We start from the raw sequence: 19,728 nt of genomic DNA on the forward strand, positions 1-19,728 counted from the left end.
AGTAGTGAAGTAGTGATTCACGACTTCAAGGCGCTTTTCAAAAGGGTATTTTGGCTTTGACATATCAGGGGCTATTCCATTTCATCGTCCAACAAAATGGGTGCAGTACATTCTCTGTGGAAACAGGGGCGCGCATTAGCTTCTCAACCAGAGAGTGTCACAAAGACAAATATTGCTGAAAATCGCATTCATCGTTCAGGCGTGAATGCCCGGAGACAAAAGCCGCTGTCCACACAGTCCCCCTCTGACCTGAACAAAAAGCATACACACAACAGGCTCACCTGACCCCGAAAAACCATAACTTCAGCAATACCAGTGACACCAGCACGTTACCTCAGTGCCACATCTTCAGACCGCGATCAATCTGAAATGTGACTATCGGGGCAATATCCCTGCTTTGTGGTACACGATAACCAGAAAACATCCCCTGAACCGCCAGCCAGAAAGACTGGCCACAAAAGGGGTAAGCTGAAATCGTTTATGGATTACATCGACATATGCCTGGCAGAGAATGTCCGGAATGACGAGGTTATCTTTGCGGAGATTAAGGCAATGGTATACGGGCCGACGTTCCATGCCGCGTTACTACATTCAGCCCGGACGTAAAATGCGCCCGTCAAAAAGAACGGTTCGCTTCGAAACTCAGCCAGGATACCACCTCTCCGCCACACCCGGGAAGAAGTTGATATGGTGGTTGCCGGACAACAGCGCTCCTGGATTGACTGCTGCATCACTCAACCACGCTGAATATCAAAGGAGAGCGTTACCGGTTAAAAGAGAAACGTAAAGCTGTGGTGATGACCCAAAACGCAACGCCTGTCAGTGAGGATGAAATGGTGAAAAGCGGACAGCATCAGTAACGGAAGTATCTTAGCGGGTACGAAAATGGCAGGATCGTGACATTGACAGAATATCTCCTGATCATCCTGAATGACTGCAGTTGCTGTAGAAAAGTAAGCTGTCTCCACCCACGGCACCACTTAACAGGCATTCCGTAACTTCCCCCAGACTTACTATGACGCATTATCGGTGCACTGAAAACGGGAGAGTGCGCTTAAAACCGCAGACCGCATGCGGGTGTTACTGCATGACAGTCTGGCCGTATTGTGAGATGTCGGCAGGAACCGATGTCCGCGCAGGGGGGAACTTCCTGCAGTACCTGACGCTTCAAATGGTATTAACCGTAGGGTGTTGTTGGTTCCGGATCGCGGAAATGGGAGCACAGGTCTGCTACGGGGTGTACCTCTGACAGTAAATCCGGCTCGCTCATCTGACAGCCTCTCTCCCGGAAAAGACCAAAAATGAGATCGTCTCCTCAACAGCAGAGAAGAGGTCTTGACAGACAGGCTACATTGCATACGATTTATGAAGAAAAAGACAGCAAATATGGAGGTTATAGCGGAGAATACCCTACGAAATTCCTATGAAAAACGATTGAAAAAAATATCAAATTCGATTCGTTTTTATATGCTTTTTGGGAGCGTGGCGATGACGAACTGTTGCATGTGCAGAGGAGAATGCACCCGGAAGCACCAGAATCATCCAGAAAGGCAGAACGATTACGCATCAAACCAGGAGACAGCAATATCAAGGTAATATACTGATTTAAAATGAATTTACAGCAATACGTGAAAACATTTTTTACTTAAAGGAGACAGATGCGCTGAAGAGAGTGCAGGTATTTTTATATAAAAATGAGAAGTTTACGGGATGTATATCCGGCACACTATGACCGGAGAATATCAGTCAAGCTTAAAAAGACAATAAATACAGTGAGTTAAATACACAGAGAAAACGTAGTATCAGAGGGTACATCTTACAACAGAGACTGAATTTCCGGTTTTTCATAACCGGCGCATTCCGGAAAGTGCAGGCGGCCCGGAGGTTTTCTGACGCCACTACCTGGTAGATTGTTCTGTACATCATGTACGGAGGTTTTTGTTTGCTTTTTTAAAATCTGCAAATGTGAGAAAAGCAGGTGAGGTGTATTGTGGGAAAGGAACTGGATGATATCTGCACCAGCTGTCCGTATATCGATACTGTAAAACGGCACAAACAACAGCTCGGTGCCATAGAGGAATATACACAGTGGTTAAAAAAAGAACCACGGGCATCTTATTTTTTTCTGTTCCAGCTGTATACCCGCATTCACAATACATTTTTCTCCCAAAAGCAACAACTCCCGTTCACTCCCGGTGGCACTCACTGCCCGGAACCTGATGTCACCCTTCGGGACTTAACGCTTTCCCCTGGCTACCACAGTGATTATGCCCCTCAACCCATTCCGGAGATGGACAGTTCTGCTGTTGTTCCCCCAACTAATGAAAACACCTCGCCTCCGGAAGATACTCCCGACAACACTCCGGCCGGAGGCAATACCGGACAAGCGGAAAAGACCAGAAACGCAGGACTCACACCCATTCCTGAAAAACGTTCAGGAATGCCCCCGGAACATCTGCGGTTTGCCACGGGGTTTCCATCGCAACCGAAGATTGCCGGTCCCAGAGAAAAGCCGATGCGCACCGTGCATCCGGATAAAATCTACCGTGAAATTATATGGTTCTGCTCCAGTTACCTGCTGAAATCCGGACCAGAGGCTACGAGGACGATTATCAACTCAGTATTCTCTGAATGGGCCAGCATAAACAATGATTACCCCTCCCCCTTTTCGTGGGTGGACAGCAGGGACAGTGAACAGTGTGACTGGTTATGGAACGCCATGCAGATCCGGTGTGTGGGAACCCCGCTGAATCCCCTTACCCCGGAGCAGAAATACTGGTTTGCCTGCGCCACGTTTGATAACTGGGAGGGCTGGAATGAGCAACAGGTACAGTTTTTACTGGAAAGTAATCCCAGACGGAACAGAGCGAAGTTTACGCAGGTCTCCTTCCAGGCCCCCAGGATTCAGCATAAAGCGATTCTTCTTGATGAGCTGAAAAGTGCCCGGGAGCAACAAAAAAGGCGTGATGAACGTGCTGATGGTTCCGTCCCTCTGAAACTGTCCGGAAAAATCCACAAACAGCTTGAAAGTATTGCCCGAAGTCGTGGTGTCCTCCCAAAAAAACTGCTGAATGAAATGATTGAGCAGGCGTACCATGATTTGGTGGCAACCAGGCAGAACAGCCAAATCGATTCCAGATAATTTCAGACAGATATTATTTCCGTGAATCCCCCGCCACCTTTCCGGTGCGCGGGGTTTTGTCTTTTTTCACCGGGAATACATGTATGAATCCGTCTGATGCCATTGAGGCAATTGAAAAACCGCTCTCCTCCCTGCCTTACTCACTTTCCCGTCACATCCTGGAACATCTGCGCAAACTCACCAGTCACGAACCCGTGCCTGGCATTATGGGTAAAAGCGGGGCCGGTAAATCCTCACTCTGTAATGCGCTGTTTCAGGGGGAGATCACCCCGGTCAGTGATGTTCACGCCGGCACCCGGGAAGTGCAGCGCTTCCGTCTGAATGGCCATGGTCACAGCATGGTTATCACTGACCTGCCCGGGGTGGGCGAGAGCCGGGACAGGGATGCAGAGTATGAAGCCCTGTACCGTGACATTCTGCCCGAACTGGACCTGGTACTGTGGCTGATTAAAGCCGATGACCGTGCCCTGTCTGTGGATGAGTATTTCTGGCGACACATCCTGCACCGGGGACATCAGCGGGTACTGTTTGTGGTGATGCAGGCCGATAAAACGGAGCCCTGCCATGAATGGGATATGGCCGGTATTCAGCCTTCTCCCGCACAGGCACAGAACATTCGCGAAAAAACGGAGGCGGTATTCCGTCTGTTCCGGCCCGTACATCGGGTTGTTGCCGTATCGGCCCGCACCGGCTGGGAACTGGATACGCTGGTCAGTGCGCTCATGACAGCACTTCCCGACCATGCCGCCAGTCCCCTGATGACCCGCCTGCAGGACGAGCTGCGCACGGAATCTGTCCGCGCTCAGGCCCGTGAACAGTTTACCGGTGCGGTGGACCGGATATTTGACACGGCGGAGAGCGCCTGTATTGCCTCTGTTGCACGCACGGTTCTGCGTGCCGTCCGTGACTCGGTGGTCTCTGTTGCCCGCGCGGTATGGAACTGGATTTTCTTCTGAACCCGGTGGTGATGTACCAGGCTGTTGTTACAGATTTTTAACTCCATGAAAACACTATGCAAACGCAGCCATACCCGGGTTGTCCCCTTGCGTTGTGTTTCTCAAGTTAATAGAATACATCGATCGTTACTATCATATCGATCGTTATAAACGATCGTTTGTAGTAAATGACCTCCTCCGTGGTTGTCATGAAAATGCGTCTTAGGAAGGTTAAATAATGCACGAAAAGAACATCGCCCTGCTTTGTGATGAAGCCGACCGACTTTTGCAACTGAACATTAATCTGCTCCGGCAAATGGTTGAGGAGCCAGATGTGTTATCTGACAGTAAGAACGAAAACAGACTGCTTTTTGATAAACAGAAAGCACTGAAAAGAATTGAGGAGCTGGAGGGCGAACAAATCAAAACCGCCCGCAGGGAGATGGTGCTGGCTGTTGTCGGCACGATGAAAGCAGGCAAATCAACCACCATCAACGCCATTGTGGGGCAGGAAATTCTGCCTAACCGTAACCGCCCCATGACCTCTGTACCGACGCTCATCCGCCACGTTCCCGGAAAAACTGAGCCGGTTCTCCATCTGGAACATATTCAGCCTGTCCGCAATTTATTAATCACACTGCAGGAAAAACTCGCCACCCCGGCAGGACAGCAGGTCGCACAGACCCTGCAGCAAACCGGGGATACCCGCGAACTGCTGGATATTCTGACGGATGATGGCTGGCTCAAAAATGAATACCACGGGGAGGAGGAAATCTTTACCGGACTGGCATCGTTAAACGATCTGGTTCGTCTTGCTGCGGCAATGGGGACTGAATTTCCTTTTGATGAATACGCAGAAGTGCAGAAACTGCCGGTGATCGACGTGGAATTCAGCCATCTGGTGGGGATGGATGCATGCCAGGGAACACTCACACTGCTGGATACCCCCGGCCCTAATGAGGCCGGACAACCGCAGATGGAAGTGATGATGCGGGATCAACTGCAGAAAGCCTCTGCGGTTCTGGCTGTGATGGATTACACCCAGATGAACTCAAAAGCGGATGAAGACGTCCGTAAAGAGCTTAATGCCATTGCTGACGTATCAGCCGGCCGCCTGTTTGTACTGGTCAATAAATTTGATGAGAAAGACCGCAATGGCGATGGGGCAGATGCCGTACGCCAGAAAGTTCCGGCAATGCTGAACAGCGATGTGCTGCCCGCCTCCCGCGTTTATCCCGGATCCTCACGCCAGGCATACCTGGCTAACCGTGCGCTTCATGAGTTACGGAAAAACGGAACCCTTCCTGTTGATGAAGCCTGGGTCGATGATTTTATCAGAGGTGCCTTCGGTTGCATGAAAAAAGAATACGTCTGTAAAGACAGTGAACTGGCAACTGAAGGGGCGACAGACCTGTGGGAAGGCTCACTTATCGATCAACTGATAACGGAAGTCATACAGAGCTCACATTCCAGAGCTGCGGCACTGGCGGTTGACTCTGCCGCCGCAAAACTGATGCAGAATGCAGAAAATATCAGTGAATACCTGTTGTTACGCCATCAGGGGCTACAGCAAAGCATTCAGTCACTGCAGTCGCATATCACCAGCCTGCTTGCGGATATCCGGGAAATCGCGGACTGTCAGGAGCAGATGACCACTGATGTCAGAATGGCCATGGAGGAGATCGATACTAAAACCCGGGAATTACTGACGGGGGTCTGCACCTCACTGGAAGAGGAGCTGAATGACTATTTCAGAAGCGGTAAACGCAAAGAACAGCAAATGCTGGAGGAAGAAGACGCAGAACAACGAAGGTCTCAGTCCGGATTATGGGGGAAAATTTCTCAATGGTCCGGTATCAACAACCAGGGCCGGGAGGATTACAGGAAACGAGATTTTGCCCCGGACAGCCCCGAAATAAAATTCAGTGATCGCAGGGAAGCCCTTGAACTGATGACGCAAATCGAATCGACCGTGACCAGCCTGCACCGTGAGGCTGAAGCACAGTTCCGGCCTGAGCTGGAGAAAATCGTCAGCGGGATTGAAACAGGTTTTCGTGGCACGGCCCTGTACGCCACAGAAAACATTGCCGGTCGCATCAATGCCCGCCTGGAGGATGAGGGCTTTACCGTAAAAATCAGTTTTCCGGCAGTCAGCCAGTTACAGACCCGGCTCGCGGTAAAAATAAATCTGAGTGCGCTTATGGAGGAAAGAACGGAGACCGTCACCCGTCGCCGTCGGCAGAGTGGCGTATGGGGAACCGTTTGTCGATGGTTTGGCACCAGTGACCTGGGCTGGGAAAACTATGACGAGGATGTGAGTCGCAGCGTGATCAATATCAACAAGGTCAGAGAGGAAGTTATGTCACTGACCCGGGCATATTTCGGGGAGCTGCAGGCATCCATTGAGCAGGATATTAACCAGCCCGTCCGCCAGGAAATCGATGCCTTTTTCTGCGCATTCAGGGAGAAAGTTGAACAACTGCGTAACACGCTGATTCAGAGCTCTGAAGATCATAAACGCGATCAGCAGGCGCAGGAACGGCTTACCGGGCGACTTCAGGCATTAAATGAAAGGGTTCCTGAGCTCATTACTGACAGTAAGGCGCTGAGGGAAGAGCTGGAGACAATGCTGTGACTTCACCATTTATTCAACAAATTGCTGATAACCGGGTATGTCAGGTACTCACCTGTCTTCCTGAAAAATTTGTGGTTGATTTCGCAAACGGAATCGATGTTGCACAGGAGCATATCCGCACGGCCGGAGAGCGCACGTTCTTCCGGCGTTTAAAAGAGGGGCTGACCGGCGAAGGCGCTGCACGGCAGAATGCCATCAATGCGTCGCTTGCACAGGGCGTTGAGGCGTCCCTGCGCTGGCTGACGGAGATGACAACGTCACTTGCCACCACAAACTACGCGATTACCCGGGTAAACGACAGGGTCAGTTCACTGGTCAGTGATACAGCCAGGCTGGCGCATTATTCCGCAGATACGCGGGAGCAGTTACTCACCCTGGCCGATCAGGTTCACCATAAACTGAATCATCTTGAAGAAAAACTCCACCGTGTTGACCAGGTTCAGCGGGCGCAGTTACATCTTGAGCAGATATTCTCATGGTGGAGCGCCGGGCGATATGCGTCATTTTCCCCTGCCGGACGTTGTTATGTGGCACTTGAAGAGCTTCGCTGGGGCGCGTTTGGTGATGTGATACGTCAGAGCGAAACAGGCCAGGTTAACCAGCTACTGGATATTCTCAGACATAAAGCATTAACGCAGATGGCACAGGAGAGTGGCGGTAGTGCAACCGTGCGTCTGAACACTCTGGACTGGCTTGGTGGTCAGGGCCGGGAGCAGGCAGATAACGAGTGGCATGACGCGATTAACTGGCTGGGAGACTGGTGCAGTGAAGAGCAGCATCCGGTGATCTGGTCAACCACGCAGGCTGCAGAACACTTACCGGTTCGCATGCCTCGCCTCTGCTCTGCAGAACGCCTCTCTGAAAGTATGGTCGATGAAATATTTCAGAAGGGGGCTGCATGAGTACAGAAATGAAAACGGGGCTGGTGCTGTCCGGTGGCGGGGCGGTGGGCGCTTATCAGGCGGGAGTGGTTAAGGCACTGGCAGAGTGTGGTACACAGATCAGCATGGTTTCAGGGGCCAGCATTGGCGCATTCAATGGTGCCATTATCGCGGCCTCTACCGATCTGTCAGAAGCTGCCGTACGCCTGGAGGCGCTCTGGGATCATCTGGGGAATAATCAGGTGCTGTCGGTAAACAGATTGGTTTACTTTTCATTGCTGAAAAAATTGTTCCAGGCAATGAACCTCTGCCAGATCCCCGGACGTGCAGGAGCACTGCTTACGACGCTTCTTCGCCATATATCGACAATCAACGGGTTTGACAATCTGATGGCTCAGCCGTTGTTGTCAGATGAGCCCCTGACAGCGCTGATGGATCATTATCTTGATACTGATGCTCTGGCAGACGGGCTACCGCTGTATGTGTCGCTGTACCCCACAGAAGGGGGCATGCAGGATATTATTGACTGCATTCGTGCTGAACTGGGTGTCGGAACCACGAAAAACGCCGTTTTTCAGCATATCCAGAGCCTGCCCCGCGGACAGCAGAAAGAGGCTCTGCTTGCGTCAGCCGCGCTGCCCCTGCTGTTCCGTCCCCGTGAGGTTCAGGGGACAATGTTCGGTGATGGTGGTATGGGAGGATGGCGAAATATGCAGGGAAATACCCCTGTGACGCCTCTGGTCGATGCCGGATGCAATATGGTGATTGTGACGCATCTGAGTGACGGTTCTTTATGGGATCGCCAGGCTTTTCCGGACACCACAATCCTTGAGATCCGTCCCCGGAAAAGGCTGAAATATGCAGGTGATGGTGGCAACAGCGGCGGTCTGCTCAGTTTTACATCGGCACATACCGACGCCTGGCGTCAGCAGGGCTATGAAGACACGATGCTGGCGATGGAGCATATCCGGAAACCGCTGGCAGCACGTCAGGCACTGACCCGGTCAGAGGCGGTATTGCAGAAAAGCCTGGATATAACGGAAGAGGCAGATTTGGCACTGAGAAACGCGATGGCCCGGATTAAATAAAGACGCCCCAAAGAAACGCCACCGCCTGTGGTGGTGTTTTTCCTGTCTGGTGTTATTGAAAATATTTTCAGATATATATTACCTGAGAGAAAGTTTTACCCCTCACCTGTCAATTCACTCACTGGAAATTTAATTATGAAATTACCTGTAAAGTTATTAATGAGCCTTATATCTCTGGTCAGCGTTATTGCACGTGCCGGGGAATATAAAAATTACAGCCGGGATGAAATAAAATACTGGCGATATACATCATACAAGGGGGGGAAACTTCCGGAAGGTTTCACTGATGAGAAATTTTCCAGCGCCATTTACAACGGAAGAATATTTACAATGAAACGTTTACATACCCTTATGTTATTTCTGGCGGTTCTGTTCACGGGCTTTAACTTTAACGCAGAAGCGGCTACCGTAAAACAAGCTCTTAGTTGTAACCCGGAAGCCTGGGCTGAACAACCTGGAGCGTGTCCATCAACGTACGAGTTGTACGAAGGTGACGCTACCTACAAAGCCGCTATCGACAAAGCATTAAAACCGGTCGGACTGAGCGGCATGTTCGGTAAAGGCGGCTATATGGATGGCCCTGGTGGAGGTATCACGCCAGTAAACATTAACGGTACAGTCTGGTTCCAGGGCGACGGTTGCAAAGCCAATACCTGCGGCTGGGACTTTATCGTAACACTCTATAACCCAAAAACCCATGAAGTTGTTGGCTACCGTTACTTTGGTTTAGATGACCCGGCCTACCTGGTTTGGTTCGGTGAAATTGGCGTGCATGAATTCGCGTATCTGGTGAAAAACTACGTAGCTGCGGTTAACTAATTTAAGGAGTCTATCATGAAAACTTTTATCAAAACTTTACTCGTTGCTGTAACTATTCTGTTCTCTGTCTTCGCTACTGCGAAACAAGTAAAACTGCCAAATAACATCAAATACGTTAATACTACAGAAGCGTTTTCCTGTACCGAAATTGACGGTATGAATTGCCAGACAAAGAATCAGTTCAACTATAAAGATAACAGCTATGTTTTCGTGCTTGAGCGTGGTGGTGCCTGGTGCTACGACTACACTGTCTCGGTAGTTAACCTGAAAACCGGGAAAGCACAAATGATTGAATACGGGGACAATCAACTGTGCTCAGGTAGCAACAAACCGTTCTTCGAAATCAAAAATGGCGTACCGACGGTAGGAGTCATCGACACATCCGGAAAACCTGTCGTTGTAGCCCAGGACAAACTTAAAATCTAAGGAGTAAACCATGCGTTTCTCTGCACATTATTAATATCAAAGGTAAATACAGCCCCAGCCATTGTTACCGGAAAGCCGCTTAATGCGTGGCTCGCCAGTGAAAGGCCTCTCAGACAATAAACCTTATTCATTTCACCCGTCAGGCCGCGTCTTCTCCGGGAGACGCGGCTTTTTTCATTTATTGCACCAGTAAATCTTAACCACCGATAAGGAGCAAAGTATGCGATTAGCCAGTCGTTTTGGTTATGCTGCAAACCAGATACGCCGTGACCGTCCGCTGACACATGAAGAACTGATACGCCATGTACCCAGTATTTTTGGGGAAGACCGGCACATCTCCCGCAGTGAACGGTATGCGTACATTCCCACCATTACCGTCCTGGAAAATCTGCAGCGGGAAGGCTTTCAGCCGTTCTTCGCCTGCCAGACCCGTGTGCGCGACCCGGGCCGCCGGGGATACACAAAACACATGCTGCGTCTGCGGCGGGCCGGAGAGATAAACGGAGAACATGTCCCTGAAATTATTCTGCTCAACTCTCATGACGGTACCTCCAGCTACCAGATGCTGCCGGGTTACTTCAGGTTCGTCTGCCAGAACGGGTGCGTCTGTGGCCAGTCTCTGGGGGAAGTGCGTGTTCCACACCGGGGAAATGTAGTGGAGAAAGTTATCGAAGGGGCTTACGAGGTGGTGGGCGTGTTTGACCGGATAGAGGAGAAGCGTGATGCCATGCAGTCGCTGGTCCTGCCGCCACCGGCACGCCAGGCGCTGGCACAGGCGGCACTGACTTACCGTTATGGTGACGAACATCAGCCCGTCACCACCGCCGACATTCTGACGCCGCGACGCCGGGAGGATTACGGTAAGGACCTGTGGAGCGCATATCAGACCATCCAGGAGAATATGCTGAAAGGCGGGATTTCCGGTCGCAGTGCCAGAGGAAAACGTATCCATACCCGGGCCATTCACAGCATTGATACCGACATTAAGCTCAATCGCGCATTGTGGGTGATGGCAGAAACGATGCTGGAGAGCCTGCGCTGATGCCGTTTCCCTGAGTGAGGGAATCATTCAGCTTTCGTTCCTGAAAAACACACATTTATTTGTTATTTAAGGAGTTATCTCATGAAAACCGTTTCTCAGAATACCCCCACAATTTATTCAGCTACAACACCAGAGAATAATCCGCCTCAGTTGGTTGCCAGCCTCGTCCCTGATGAACAGCGCATCAGCTTCTGGCCGCAGCATTTTGGCCTCATTCCACAGTGGGTGACCCTGGAGCCCCGTGTCTTCGGCTGGATGGACCGTCTGTGCGAAGACTACTGCGGTGGTATCTGGAATCTGTACACCCTGAACAACGGCGGGGCATTTATGGTACCCGAACCGGATGACGATGATGACGAAACATGGGTACTGTTCAATGTCATGAACGGTAACCGCGCTGAAATGAGCCCGGAAGCCGCCGGCATTGCTGCCTGTCTGATGACGTACAGTCATCATGCCTGTCGTACAGAGTGTTATGCCATGACGGTCCATTATTACCGGCTGCGGGATTACGCCCTGCAGCATCCGGAATGCAGCGCCATTATGCGCATCATCGACTGAATGGAGAGAAGCACAATGCAACAACTTTCCTTTCTGCCAGGAGAGATGACGCCCGGCGAGCGCAGCCTCATTCTGCGGGCCCTGAAAACCCTGGACCGCCATCTTCATGAACCCGGCGTGCCCTTCACCTCCACCCGTGCGGCACGGGAATGGCTGATTCTGAACATGGCGGGACTGGAGCGTGAAGAATTCCGGGTGCTGTATCTGAATAACCAGAATCAGCTGATTGCCGGTGAAACCCTCTTCACCGGCACCATCAACCGCACGGAAGTCCATCCCCGGGAAGTGATTAAACGCGCCCTGTATCACAATGCCGCTGCCGTGGTGCTGGCACACAATCACCCGTCCGGTGAAGTCACACCCAGCAAGGCAGACTGCCTTATCACGGAACGTCTGGTACAGGCACTGGGCCTGGTGGATATCCGGGTGCCGGACCATCTGATAGTCGGTGGCAACCAGGTTTTCTCCTTTGCCGAACATGGTCTGCTTTAACCCGTCACAACCACATCACACCTGTTTTCACTTTTATCTTCTGTCTTCAGAGGTATCCCATTATGAAAATTATCACCCGTGGCGAAGCCATGCGTATTCACCGTCAGCATCCGGCATCCCGTCTTTTTTCGTTCTGTACCGGCAAATACCGCTGGCACGGCAGTGCTGAGGTTTATACCGGTCGTGAAGTGCAGGATATTCCCGGTGTGCTGGCCGTGTTTGCCGAACGCCGTAAGGACAGTTTTGGTCCGTATGTCCGGCTGATGAGCGTCACCCTGAACTGAGTGGGAATTCTGATGAGCAGAATTATCGCCACTACCGGACCATTCTTAGCCGATTTTCTGTAAGGATTTTATCGTGTCAGACACACTCCCCGGGACAACACTTCCCGACGACAATCACGACCGCCCCTGGTGGGGGCTGCCCTGCACCGTGACGCCCTGTTTCGGGGCACGTCTGGTGCAGGAGGGTAACCGCCTGCATTACCTTGCCGACCGCGCCGGTATCAGAGGCCTGTTCAGCGATGCAGATGCGTACCACCTGGACCAGGCCTTTCCGCTGCTGATGAAACAACTGGAACTCATGCTCACCAGCGGTGAACTGAATCCCCGCCATCAGCATACCGTCACGCTGTATGCAAAAGGGCTGACCTGCAAAGCCGATACCCTCAGCAGTTGTGGTTACGTTTATCTGGCTGTTTATCCGACGCCCGAAATGAAAAATTAACTCTCCAGAATAGCCTTCTGCTACGGCCTGGTGTTTTCACCACGCCACTTTTCCATTTTTATATCTGCATATCAGGAAAATCTTCAGTATGAAAACATTACCTGTATTACCCGGGCAGGCGGCCAGTTCTCGCCCGTCTCCTGTTGAAATCTGGCAGATACTGCTGTCCCGACTGCTGGACCAGCACTATGGCCTCACACAGAATGACACACCTTTTGCCGATGAACGTGTGATTGAGCAGCATATTGAGGCAGGCATTTCACTGTGTGATGCGGTGAACTTTCTCGTGGAAAAATACGCGCTGGTGCTACCGACCAGCCGGGATTCAGCGCCTGTACCCGCTCTCAGTTAATAAACAGCATCGATATCCTCCGGGCTCGCAGGGCGACCGGCCTGATGACCCGCGACAATTACAGAACGGTAAATAACATTACCCTGGGTAAGTATCCGGAGGCGAAATGATGACACTGGAAGCCGACAGCGTTAACGTACAGGCGCTGGATATGGGGCACATTGTCGTTGACATTGATGGTGTTAATATCACTGAACTGATTAATAAGGCCGCTGAAAACGGTTATTCACTCCGCGTGGTGGATGACCGTGACTCTACCGAAACACCGGCAACTTATGCCAGCCCTCACCAGTTGCTGTAAGACAATGCAGTGATGCAGGGTATAGTGCCATTAACCACAGAAACAGCACTGTTGTCCTGTATTAAGCAGGCAAGAGAAGATGTCCTTACCCTGCGCCATCTGCAGCTTCTGCACCAGAACCGGTGAATCTCACTCAACAGGCTTCATTTCCCCTGACGCCAGCCTGAATACAGCTGGCGTTTTCATTTATAAACAGAAAGGAAAACCGATAATAATGGAATGGACGCCCCGACCATGAAGCAACGGTAGGATATTACTGATAAACCTTCCAGTGGAGGTGCGTTATGGCCGTTTTAACGATTAGCATTGACCTGACAAAAAATGAATTCCAAATCCACGGTCTGGGTAGGAACAGAAAAATCTAAGCTCAGAAAACGGATTAAAGTAAGCGTCAACGGAGCACCATATTGACGCTTATTTATTGGTGAGAACTACGTTCCATGGCAGGAGTTCGTCAACACGGTTGGAGGGCCATTCCGGCAGTATGCTCAGAATATGGCGCAGATACGCTTCCGGATCGATACCGTTCAGACGGCAGGTGCCTGCTTTTCCGGCAACAAGCAGGAATCTCAGCGCTGAAGCAGGAATTAGAGGTAAAAACGCCCTACCGGGCCATGAATCACCCGGTCATTGGAGTAGTAACCAAAGCAGATTTAGCCAGCATGGAACAAATATCTTTGGTGAAATGTTGGTTACGGGAAGCTGGAGCGCACAACGTGTTAGTAACCAGTGCGGTTAATAACAATGGAGTTACAGAACTTTTTGCCTTGCTGCATACAGAAGAAGGCTGCCGCTAATTTCGATAGGTTCTCAGATGAGAATGATGACGGTGATACACAGATAAGAATCAATGAGCAATGAGGGTTGCCGGGCAACCCTCATTGAATAAAACAGGAATTACTTCGCTTCGCCGTTTTTCATTTCGCCCATAGCTTTCAGCTTTTTGGAGATATCGCGGCGTTCTTTGGAGAGCTCGGCATTTTTGATGATGTAATCGTCAACGCGATCTTCATAGTCACCTTTCATGCTGGCGATGATGCCCTGGATTGCTTCAACGCTCATCCCTGGCTTGATGTAATCGCTCAGGTTGTCCAGCAACAGGACGCGCTTCTGGTTGTCACGGATCTTTTTCTCAACGTCCTGAATTTCACGTTGCAGTTTGTTCTTACGACGGAACAGACGAACAAATTCCAGTACGTCCTGGAATGAAGGCTTGGTAGTTTCCATTTTTATACCCCTGATAATGTGAGAGTCGGATTCGTTTAAGCAACCGCTATTCGATAGGGCCAACATTACTCATAGCTGCCGCAGATGACAATGCTTTTATCCCTTTTCACTATCATACCCTTTATCCTTGCTGAATCGAAGCAGCAGCAAGATGATTCTGAAGTTCAGGAATTATTTGCGCAAGGCCCGGCAAATCAGATTCGATAGCAACTCAAGCTGATGCGCCGTTTCCATGTTCAGCCACACATAACCATAGATTGGTGTTTCCACAACCTTCAGGTCATGGTGGTTATTAAGCAACAGACGCAGCTCTTCCACAGCATCGTTCAATTTTTCCGTATTGGCAAAAACCGGCTGCGGATTACCTTCGTACAGCGCATGAACAAGGCTCAGCAGTATTTGCTGCATCATGTGCTGGGTATCACGAAGTTTTTGCGCGTTCAATAACACGAAATGGCTGGGGCGCGTGGCCCAGTATGCATTGATTTGCAACTCCAGCATACAAACCAGATTGCGGTTAATGGTCTGGATACCTTCATATATCGATTTTGGAATACGGGTTTCTTTGCTGGCGGGCGCAATCAGCCCACGCATTTTCACGGCATCGGTCAGCAGTTTTTGTAGATGGCTTTCCAGACGTGGGCGTTCGAGTAAGTTCGGTGAGAATGCAGATTGATAGACCCGATTATACTCGGTCAGACTTTTCGCCAGTTGAATGCGCCAGTGGATGAACGCCCGTTGTGGCCAGATACCGGTAAACAACATTGCCAGTAAAGAGCCGAGGATCACATCGCCGCTTCGCCATAACGCCGTATCAATTTCACCTGTCGGGGAACCCACAACAATTGCCAGCGTCACCCCAATCAATAATCCTTGATACGGTTTCTTGCCCAGCGCCAGCCAACCGCAAAGAAACATCGCCGCCGCGCACCAGACTAACATCAGCGGTAACGAAATTAACTCCAGTTGCAGAGCGATAAGACCTAAAATCGAACCCAACACCGTACCGCCAATACGTTCGAAGGCACGAGGGACAACGTTCCCCCAGAACGAGATTGGCCCCATAATCACCACCATGGTGACCAGCGGCCAGGTGCTTTCCGGGATAGTAAACAGGCGGATAATGAGAAAAGTGAGCAGGAATGCCAGCGCGACCCGAGTACCATGCACAATGCGGTAATGGCGGTATACCCGGATTTCAAACGGGCTTAATGACTTATCGGCACGCACGCAGAAACTCCGTAATGAAGATTAAAAGCGCTCATAACACATCTGTCGGCCAGAAGGCGCGCCTCTGAGTTATCCGACGGACATACCGGGAACAGTGTAATTTCCCGGCAGGAGCGAAAAATTTGAAAGGCGCATCTTACTCTTTTCGCTTTCAAAAAAAGAGTGGTCTTCGCGTCAACACACCGCCCTGAGATGAATTAGTGATGTTTTGGCTGCACCGCAACATACATTTCGATATCCCAGTACCCATCTTCCGCGCCATTGTTCAAGTAAACCTCGAAGCAGGGCTTTGGTAACATTTCATAGGCACTGTCCTGCAAGAGGCTATTAAAGAACTGATACCAGGGTTTAGCAAAATCATCACCGACTACACGAGCCACCGCCACCGCATACTGACCACCTGAAATTTCTGTCAGAATGACGCCCTCACTGTTTTCGGGGAGCGTAAAGTTATTCGGCACCGTCACGACGGTGTCGCAGCGTAATTTTTCGGCGGGTGTTTCATCTGGATTGTCGTAATAGACAGCAACCCACTCCTTCGGCACAATATTTTTGCTATCTATCCACATCATCAACTGCTCAAAGCCTTTCTTTACCGTCTGTTCCCACGGGCCAACGAGATGGAAACCTGCAACGGTACGTTTATCTTCCTGCTTAATCTCGTAGTTCATGACGCCCCCATTAATACTGTTTTTATATACAGTATAGTTGCAATATTAAAACCACAAGGAATGAGTGTTGATTATGCGAGCAGACTCGCACTCCTGCCAGTCTGCTGCAAAAGAAAGGTCAGGCCTTATGGTGGAAATAATCACTCAGCCGGGAAAACATGCTGCCTTCCCCGACAGATTCCAGGGTAACCAGCGGCCAGTGCGCCACCTGTTTATCACGGTCGTAAAGTTCAATTTCCCCTACCCGCTGATGGGCGCTAATTGGCGCGGTGAGTTCTTTACCATCAAGGGTATATTTGGCTTTGATATGTGGAATTTCGGCTTTCGGTAGCACCATCCAGAACTCTTGTTCCGTTCCCAGGGCGATATTTTCTTTATCGCCATACCAGATGCGTTCCGTACCAACCTTTTTCCCACGGTGCAAAATTTGCACCGTAGTAAAGTTTTGTTGACCCCAACGCAGTAATTTTCTTGCCTCTTCCTCACGACCTTTTGCGCTGTCAGCCCCCATTACCACTGCAATGAGACGACGCTGCCCATCTACAGCCGAAGCAATGAGATTAAACCCGGCACCAGAAGTATGACCCGTTTTCAGGCCGTCAACATTCATGGTTTTATCCCACAATAACCCGTTACGGTTTTGCTGGGTGATACCGTTCCAGGTGAGGCTTTTCTCACTGTACATATGATAAAACTCGGGCTCGCCGTGGATGATAGCGCGAGAAAGCACAGCTAAATCATAAGCCGAGCTATGCTGGCCAGGTGCATCCAGACCATGCACTGTTTCAAAATGCGTATCCTTGAGATGCAGCTTCTCGGCATAGTTGTTCATCATTTCAACAAACTGCCGTTGCCCACCGGCAATATAGTCAGCCAGTGCAACACAAGCGTCATTTCCGGAATCCACAATTAAACCACGGCTTAAATCACGTACCGATACGCGATCGCCCTCTTTCAAAAACATCAGTGAAGAACCGACAAACACCGGATTATCTTTCGCCCACGCATCACGCCCCACGGTGACAATATCGTCTGGCGTAATGCGATGACTATCGATAGCACGATCCACGACATAGCCCGTCATCAGCTTTGTCAGGCTGGCGGGATTGCGCTGTTGATGCTCATTACCCGCGGTGAGAATCTGACCGGTGGTGTAATCCATCAATACCCAGGACCCGGCATGAATCTCTGGAGGCTGAGGTGAAAAAGGAATGTTTTCCGCCGCAAAACCAGACGATAAATTAAAAACGAACAAAGAAGCAGCAATAATAAGACGGCGTTTCAACAGCAAACCCTCAGGTGTTTCAAATAGCTGTTCTTTTTACGGAAATACTTATGAACTGGCTGGAATAAAGTGCAAGAAAATGTGACTACTATCTCATTTTTATCTGACATGATCTGTTGCCACTCGCTGCCAAATTGTCGCGCTAAAGCTGATTAGCACGGTGATATTTGATACTCTGGCAGACAGCAGAAATAACGGATTTAACCTAATGATGAATGACGGTAAGCAACAATCTACCTTTTTGTTTCACGATTACGAAACCTTTGGAACGCACCCCGCGTTAGATCGCCCTGCACAGTTCGCAGCCATTCGCACTGATAACGAATTCAATGTCATCGGCGAACCCGAAGTCTTTTACTGCAAGCCCGCGGATGACTATTTACCCCAGCCTGGAGCAGTATTAATTACCGGTATTACCCCGCAGGAAGCACGGGCGAAAGGAGAAAACGAAGCCGCGTTTGCCGCCCGTATTCACTCGCTTTTTACCGTACCGAAGACCTGTATTCTGGGCTACAACAATGTGCGTTTCGACGATGAAGTCACACGCAACGTTTTTTATCGTAATTTCTACGATCCTTACGCCTGGAGCTGGCAGCATGATAACTCGCGCTGGGATTTACTGGATGTTATGCGTGCCTGTTATGCCCTGCGCCCGGAAGGAATAAACTGGCCTGAAAATGATGACGGTCTACCGAGCTTTCGCCTTGAGCATTTAACCAAAGCGAATGGTATTGAACATAGCAACGCCCACGATGCGATGGCTGATGTGTACGCCACTATTGCGATGGCGAAACTGGTAAAAACGCGTCAGCCACGCCTGTTTGATTATCTCTTTACCCATCGTAATAAACACAAACTGATGGCGTTGATTGATGTTCCGCAGATGAAACCCCTGGTTCACGTTTCCGGAATGTTTGGGGCATGGCGTGGCAATACCAGCTGGGTGGCACCGCTGGCGTGGCATCCTGAAAATCGCAATGCCGTAATTATGGTGGATTTGGCAGGAGACATTTCACCATTACTGGAGCTGGATAGCGACACATTGCGCGAGCGTTTATATACCGCAAAAGCCGATCTTGGCGATAACGCCGCCGTTCCGGTTAAGCTGGTGCATATCAATAAATGTCCGGTACTGGCCCAGGCGAATACGCTACGCCCGGAAGACGCTGAGCGTTTAGGGATTGCTCGTCAACACTGCCTGGATAACCTGAAAGTGTTGCGCGAAAACCCGCAAGTACGCGACAAAGTTGTGGCAATTTTTGCAGAAGCTGAACCGTTTACACCATCAGATAATGTAGATGCACAGCTTTATAATGGCTTTTTTAGCGACGCCGATCGTGCAGCAATGAAAATCGTGCTGGAGACTGAACCGCGTAATTTACCGGCTCTGGATATCACCTTTGTTGATAAGCGTATCGAGAAACTCCTGTTCAACTACCGCGCCCGCAACTTCCCCGGCACGTTAGATGACAACGAGCAGCAACGCTGGCTTGAGCACCGCCGCCAGGTCTTCACACCCGAGTTTTTACAAGGCTATGCAGAAGAGATTCAGATGCTGGCGCAGCTGTATGCCGACGATAAAGAAAAAGTGGCGCTGTTAAAAGCGCTTTGGCAGTACGCGGAAGAGATTGTCTAATGTGAAGCCTCCGCCGCTGGTACGGCGGAGGACAATTTTGAGTCAGGCTTTTTGAACGGTGATGCTCCACGCTGCATCGCCAATCTGCTGATAATCGGTGATGGCATGTCCTTCTTCTGCCGCCCACTGTGGGATTGCTTCAGTTGCCTGGGTGCAATCAAACTCAATTACCAACTCATCGCCGCTGGCCATTTCTGCCAGTGCTGCTTTTGCTTCTATGAGTGGAAACGGACAGACCTGCGTCACCACATCCAGCTTTTTAATCGCCATCTTTACACC

The 19,728-nt window shown here is 50.4% G+C and carries 20 protein-coding genes and 5 pseudogenes; 19 read left to right on the plus strand and 6 right to left on the minus strand.

Features of this window, described 5'->3' with window-relative positions:
- Positions 1-426: 426 nt before the first annotated feature.
- From ACJHWR_RS23360 to ACJHWR_RS23440, 17 genes and pseudogenes are all read left to right on the plus strand, one after another.
- Positions 427-708, plus strand: a pseudogene (locus tag ACJHWR_RS23360) (IS21 family transposase); the annotation flags it as partial.
- 14 nt (positions 709-722) lie between these two features.
- Positions 723-860, plus strand: a pseudogene (locus ACJHWR_RS23365) (AAA family ATPase); the annotation flags it as partial.
- A gap of 1,130 nt (positions 861-1,990) precedes the next feature.
- A complete protein-coding gene (locus tag ACJHWR_RS23370) occupies positions 1,991-3,142 on the plus strand; it encodes a hypothetical protein (RefSeq protein ID WP_000514103.1) in 1,152 nt (383 codons plus the stop codon).
- An 83-nt stretch (positions 3,143-3,225) separates the two neighbouring features.
- Positions 3,226-4,098, plus strand: coding sequence for a GTPase family protein (locus tag ACJHWR_RS23375; RefSeq protein ID WP_001069805.1), 873 nt, complete (start codon positions 3,226-3,228; stop codon positions 4,096-4,098).
- A 217-nt stretch (positions 4,099-4,315) separates the two neighbouring features.
- Positions 4,316-6,712 carry a dynamin family protein gene (locus tag ACJHWR_RS23380; protein ID WP_000544732.1) on the plus strand — a complete coding sequence of 799 codons (2,397 nt, stop codon included), beginning with the start codon at positions 4,316-4,318 and terminating at the stop codon, positions 6,710-6,712.
- Complete coding sequence (locus ACJHWR_RS23385) at positions 6,709-7,614, plus strand: diguanylate cyclase regulator RdcB family protein (RefSeq protein WP_000203545.1); 906 nt, start codon at positions 6,709-6,711, stop codon at positions 7,612-7,614. Before ACJHWR_RS23380 ends, ACJHWR_RS23385 begins: the two co-directional genes overlap by 4 nt.
- A complete protein-coding gene (locus tag ACJHWR_RS23390) occupies positions 7,611-8,681 on the plus strand; it encodes a patatin-like phospholipase family protein (protein ID WP_000102660.1) in 1,071 nt (356 codons plus the stop codon). Before ACJHWR_RS23385 ends, ACJHWR_RS23390 begins: the two co-directional genes overlap by 4 nt.
- Positions 8,682-8,816: 135 nt before the next feature.
- On the plus strand, positions 8,817-9,500 hold the full coding sequence (locus tag ACJHWR_RS23395) for a hypothetical protein (RefSeq protein WP_000775500.1): 684 nt from the start codon (positions 8,817-8,819) through the stop codon (positions 9,498-9,500).
- 15 nt (positions 9,501-9,515) lie between these two features.
- The gene (locus ACJHWR_RS23400) at positions 9,516-9,926 is read left to right on the plus strand and encodes a hypothetical protein (RefSeq protein ID WP_000846713.1); all 411 of its coding nucleotides are present in this window, start codon (positions 9,516-9,518) and stop codon (positions 9,924-9,926) included.
- A gap of 220 nt (positions 9,927-10,146) precedes the next feature.
- A complete protein-coding gene (locus ACJHWR_RS23405; protein WP_001234504.1) occupies positions 10,147-10,968 on the plus strand; it encodes a DUF932 domain-containing protein in 822 nt (273 codons plus the stop codon).
- An 81-nt stretch (positions 10,969-11,049) separates the two neighbouring features.
- The gene (locus tag ACJHWR_RS23410) at positions 11,050-11,529 is read left to right on the plus strand and encodes an antirestriction protein (RefSeq protein WP_000860090.1); all 480 of its coding nucleotides are present in this window, start codon (positions 11,050-11,052) and stop codon (positions 11,527-11,529) included.
- 15 nt (positions 11,530-11,544) lie between these two features.
- Positions 11,545-12,021: a RadC family protein gene (locus ACJHWR_RS23415; protein ID WP_012311619.1), complete on the plus strand. Its 477-nt coding sequence runs from the start codon at positions 11,545-11,547 to the stop codon at positions 12,019-12,021.
- 62 nt (positions 12,022-12,083) lie between these two features.
- Entirely contained in the window at positions 12,084-12,305 is a 222-nt protein-coding gene (locus ACJHWR_RS23420) for a DUF987 domain-containing protein (RefSeq protein ID WP_000692359.1), read from the plus strand.
- 73 nt (positions 12,306-12,378) lie between these two features.
- On the plus strand, positions 12,379-12,747 hold the full coding sequence (gene cbeA, locus ACJHWR_RS23425; RefSeq protein WP_001285585.1) for a type IV toxin-antitoxin system cytoskeleton bundling-enhancing antitoxin CbeA: 369 nt from the start codon (positions 12,379-12,381) through the stop codon (positions 12,745-12,747).
- Positions 12,748-12,835: 88 nt separating this feature from the next.
- A pseudogene (gene cbtA, locus ACJHWR_RS23430) lies at positions 12,836-13,209 on the plus strand (type IV toxin-antitoxin system cytoskeleton-binding toxin CbtA).
- Positions 13,206-13,400: a DUF5983 family protein gene (locus ACJHWR_RS23435; RefSeq protein WP_000988600.1), complete on the plus strand. Its 195-nt coding sequence runs from the start codon at positions 13,206-13,208 to the stop codon at positions 13,398-13,400. The pseudogene cbtA and the gene ACJHWR_RS23435 overlap by 4 nt, the downstream one beginning before the upstream one ends.
- A gap of 33 nt (positions 13,401-13,433) precedes the next feature.
- Positions 13,434-13,526: pseudogene (locus ACJHWR_RS23440) on the plus strand (DUF957 domain-containing protein); the annotation flags it as partial.
- A 288-nt stretch (positions 13,527-13,814) separates the two neighbouring features.
- On the opposite strand, the pseudogene ACJHWR_RS23445 reads toward ACJHWR_RS23440, so the two are convergent.
- Positions 13,815-13,952, minus strand: a pseudogene (locus tag ACJHWR_RS23445) (transposase domain-containing protein); the annotation flags it as partial.
- Between the two features lie 62 nt (positions 13,953-14,014).
- On the opposite strand from ACJHWR_RS23445, the gene ACJHWR_RS23450 reads away from it, so the two are divergent.
- The gene (locus tag ACJHWR_RS23450) at positions 14,015-14,197 is read left to right on the plus strand and encodes a EutP/PduV family microcompartment system protein (RefSeq protein ID WP_001016346.1); all 183 of its coding nucleotides are present in this window, start codon (positions 14,015-14,017) and stop codon (positions 14,195-14,197) included.
- A gap of 100 nt (positions 14,198-14,297) precedes the next feature.
- On the opposite strand, the gene ACJHWR_RS23455 is transcribed toward ACJHWR_RS23450, so the two are convergent.
- From ACJHWR_RS23455 to dacD, 4 genes are all read right to left on the minus strand, one after another.
- Complete coding sequence (locus ACJHWR_RS23455; protein ID WP_000450409.1) at positions 14,298-14,627, minus strand: DUF496 family protein; 330 nt, start codon at positions 14,625-14,627, stop codon at positions 14,298-14,300.
- Positions 14,628-14,798: 171 nt separating this feature from the next.
- The gene (locus ACJHWR_RS23460) at positions 14,799-15,857 is read right to left on the minus strand and encodes an FUSC family protein (RefSeq protein WP_001200888.1); all 1,059 of its coding nucleotides are present in this window, start codon (positions 15,855-15,857) and stop codon (positions 14,799-14,801) included.
- A gap of 197 nt (positions 15,858-16,054) precedes the next feature.
- Entirely contained in the window at positions 16,055-16,528 is a 474-nt protein-coding gene (gene sbmC, locus ACJHWR_RS23465) for a DNA gyrase inhibitor SbmC (protein ID WP_001105376.1), read from the minus strand.
- A gap of 118 nt (positions 16,529-16,646) precedes the next feature.
- Positions 16,647-17,813, minus strand: a complete 1,167-nt coding sequence (dacD, locus tag ACJHWR_RS23470) for a serine-type D-Ala-D-Ala carboxypeptidase DacD (protein ID WP_001296209.1) — start codon at positions 17,811-17,813, stop codon at positions 16,647-16,649.
- A 208-nt stretch (positions 17,814-18,021) separates the two neighbouring features.
- Between dacD and sbcB the strand changes: the two genes are divergently transcribed.
- Positions 18,022-19,449: an exodeoxyribonuclease I gene (gene sbcB / locus ACJHWR_RS23475; RefSeq protein WP_000980560.1), complete on the plus strand. Its 1,428-nt coding sequence runs from the start codon at positions 18,022-18,024 to the stop codon at positions 19,447-19,449.
- A gap of 42 nt (positions 19,450-19,491) precedes the next feature.
- Here the strand turns inward: sbcB and tsuB are convergent, their stop codons facing one another.
- Positions 19,492-19,719, minus strand: coding sequence for a thiosulfate utilization sulfurtransferase TsuB/YeeD (tsuB, locus tag ACJHWR_RS23480; protein ID WP_000985273.1), 228 nt, complete (start codon positions 19,717-19,719; stop codon positions 19,492-19,494).
- Positions 19,720-19,728: the final 9 nt, after the last annotated feature.

Origin of the sequence: Escherichia sp. WS568, assembly GCF_046486085.1 — a bacterium.
GTDB lineage: Bacteria > Pseudomonadota > Gammaproteobacteria > Enterobacterales > Enterobacteriaceae > Escherichia > Escherichia coli.

Excerpts from the sequence above, each read along its gene's own strand:
- ACJHWR_RS23375 (WP_001069805.1), top strand. The coding sequence starts at position 3,226 with ATGAATCCGTCTGATGCCATTGAGGCAATTGAAAAACCGCTCTCCTCC.
- ACJHWR_RS23380 (WP_000544732.1), top strand. The coding sequence starts at position 4,316 with ATGCACGAAAAGAACATCGCCCTGCTTTGTGATGAAGCCGACCGACTT.
- ACJHWR_RS23390 (WP_000102660.1), top strand. The coding sequence starts at position 7,611 with ATGAGTACAGAAATGAAAACGGGGCTGGTGCTGTCCGGTGGCGGGGCG.
- ACJHWR_RS23395 (WP_000775500.1), top strand. The coding sequence starts at position 8,817 with ATGAAATTACCTGTAAAGTTATTAATGAGCCTTATATCTCTGGTCAGC.
- ACJHWR_RS23400 (WP_000846713.1), top strand. The coding sequence starts at position 9,516 with ATGAAAACTTTTATCAAAACTTTACTCGTTGCTGTAACTATTCTGTTC.
- ACJHWR_RS23405 (WP_001234504.1), top strand. The coding sequence starts at position 10,147 with ATGCGATTAGCCAGTCGTTTTGGTTATGCTGCAAACCAGATACGCCGT.
- ACJHWR_RS23410 (WP_000860090.1), top strand. The coding sequence starts at position 11,050 with ATGAAAACCGTTTCTCAGAATACCCCCACAATTTATTCAGCTACAACA.
- ACJHWR_RS23415 (WP_012311619.1), top strand. The coding sequence starts at position 11,545 with ATGCAACAACTTTCCTTTCTGCCAGGAGAGATGACGCCCGGCGAGCGC.
- ACJHWR_RS23420 (WP_000692359.1), top strand. The coding sequence starts at position 12,084 with ATGAAAATTATCACCCGTGGCGAAGCCATGCGTATTCACCGTCAGCAT.
- ACJHWR_RS23435 (WP_000988600.1), top strand. The coding sequence starts at position 13,206 with ATGATGACACTGGAAGCCGACAGCGTTAACGTACAGGCGCTGGATATG.
- ACJHWR_RS23450 (WP_001016346.1), top strand. The coding sequence starts at position 14,015 with ATGAATCACCCGGTCATTGGAGTAGTAACCAAAGCAGATTTAGCCAGC.
- ACJHWR_RS23455 (WP_000450409.1), bottom strand. The coding sequence starts at position 14,627 with ATGGAAACTACCAAGCCTTCATTCCAGGACGTACTGGAATTTGTTCGT.
- sbmC (WP_001105376.1), bottom strand. The coding sequence starts at position 16,528 with ATGAACTACGAGATTAAGCAGGAAGATAAACGTACCGTTGCAGGTTTC.
- sbcB (WP_000980560.1), top strand. The coding sequence starts at position 18,022 with ATGATGAATGACGGTAAGCAACAATCTACCTTTTTGTTTCACGATTAC.
- tsuB (WP_000985273.1), bottom strand. The coding sequence starts at position 19,719 with ATGGCGATTAAAAAGCTGGATGTGGTGACGCAGGTCTGTCCGTTTCCA.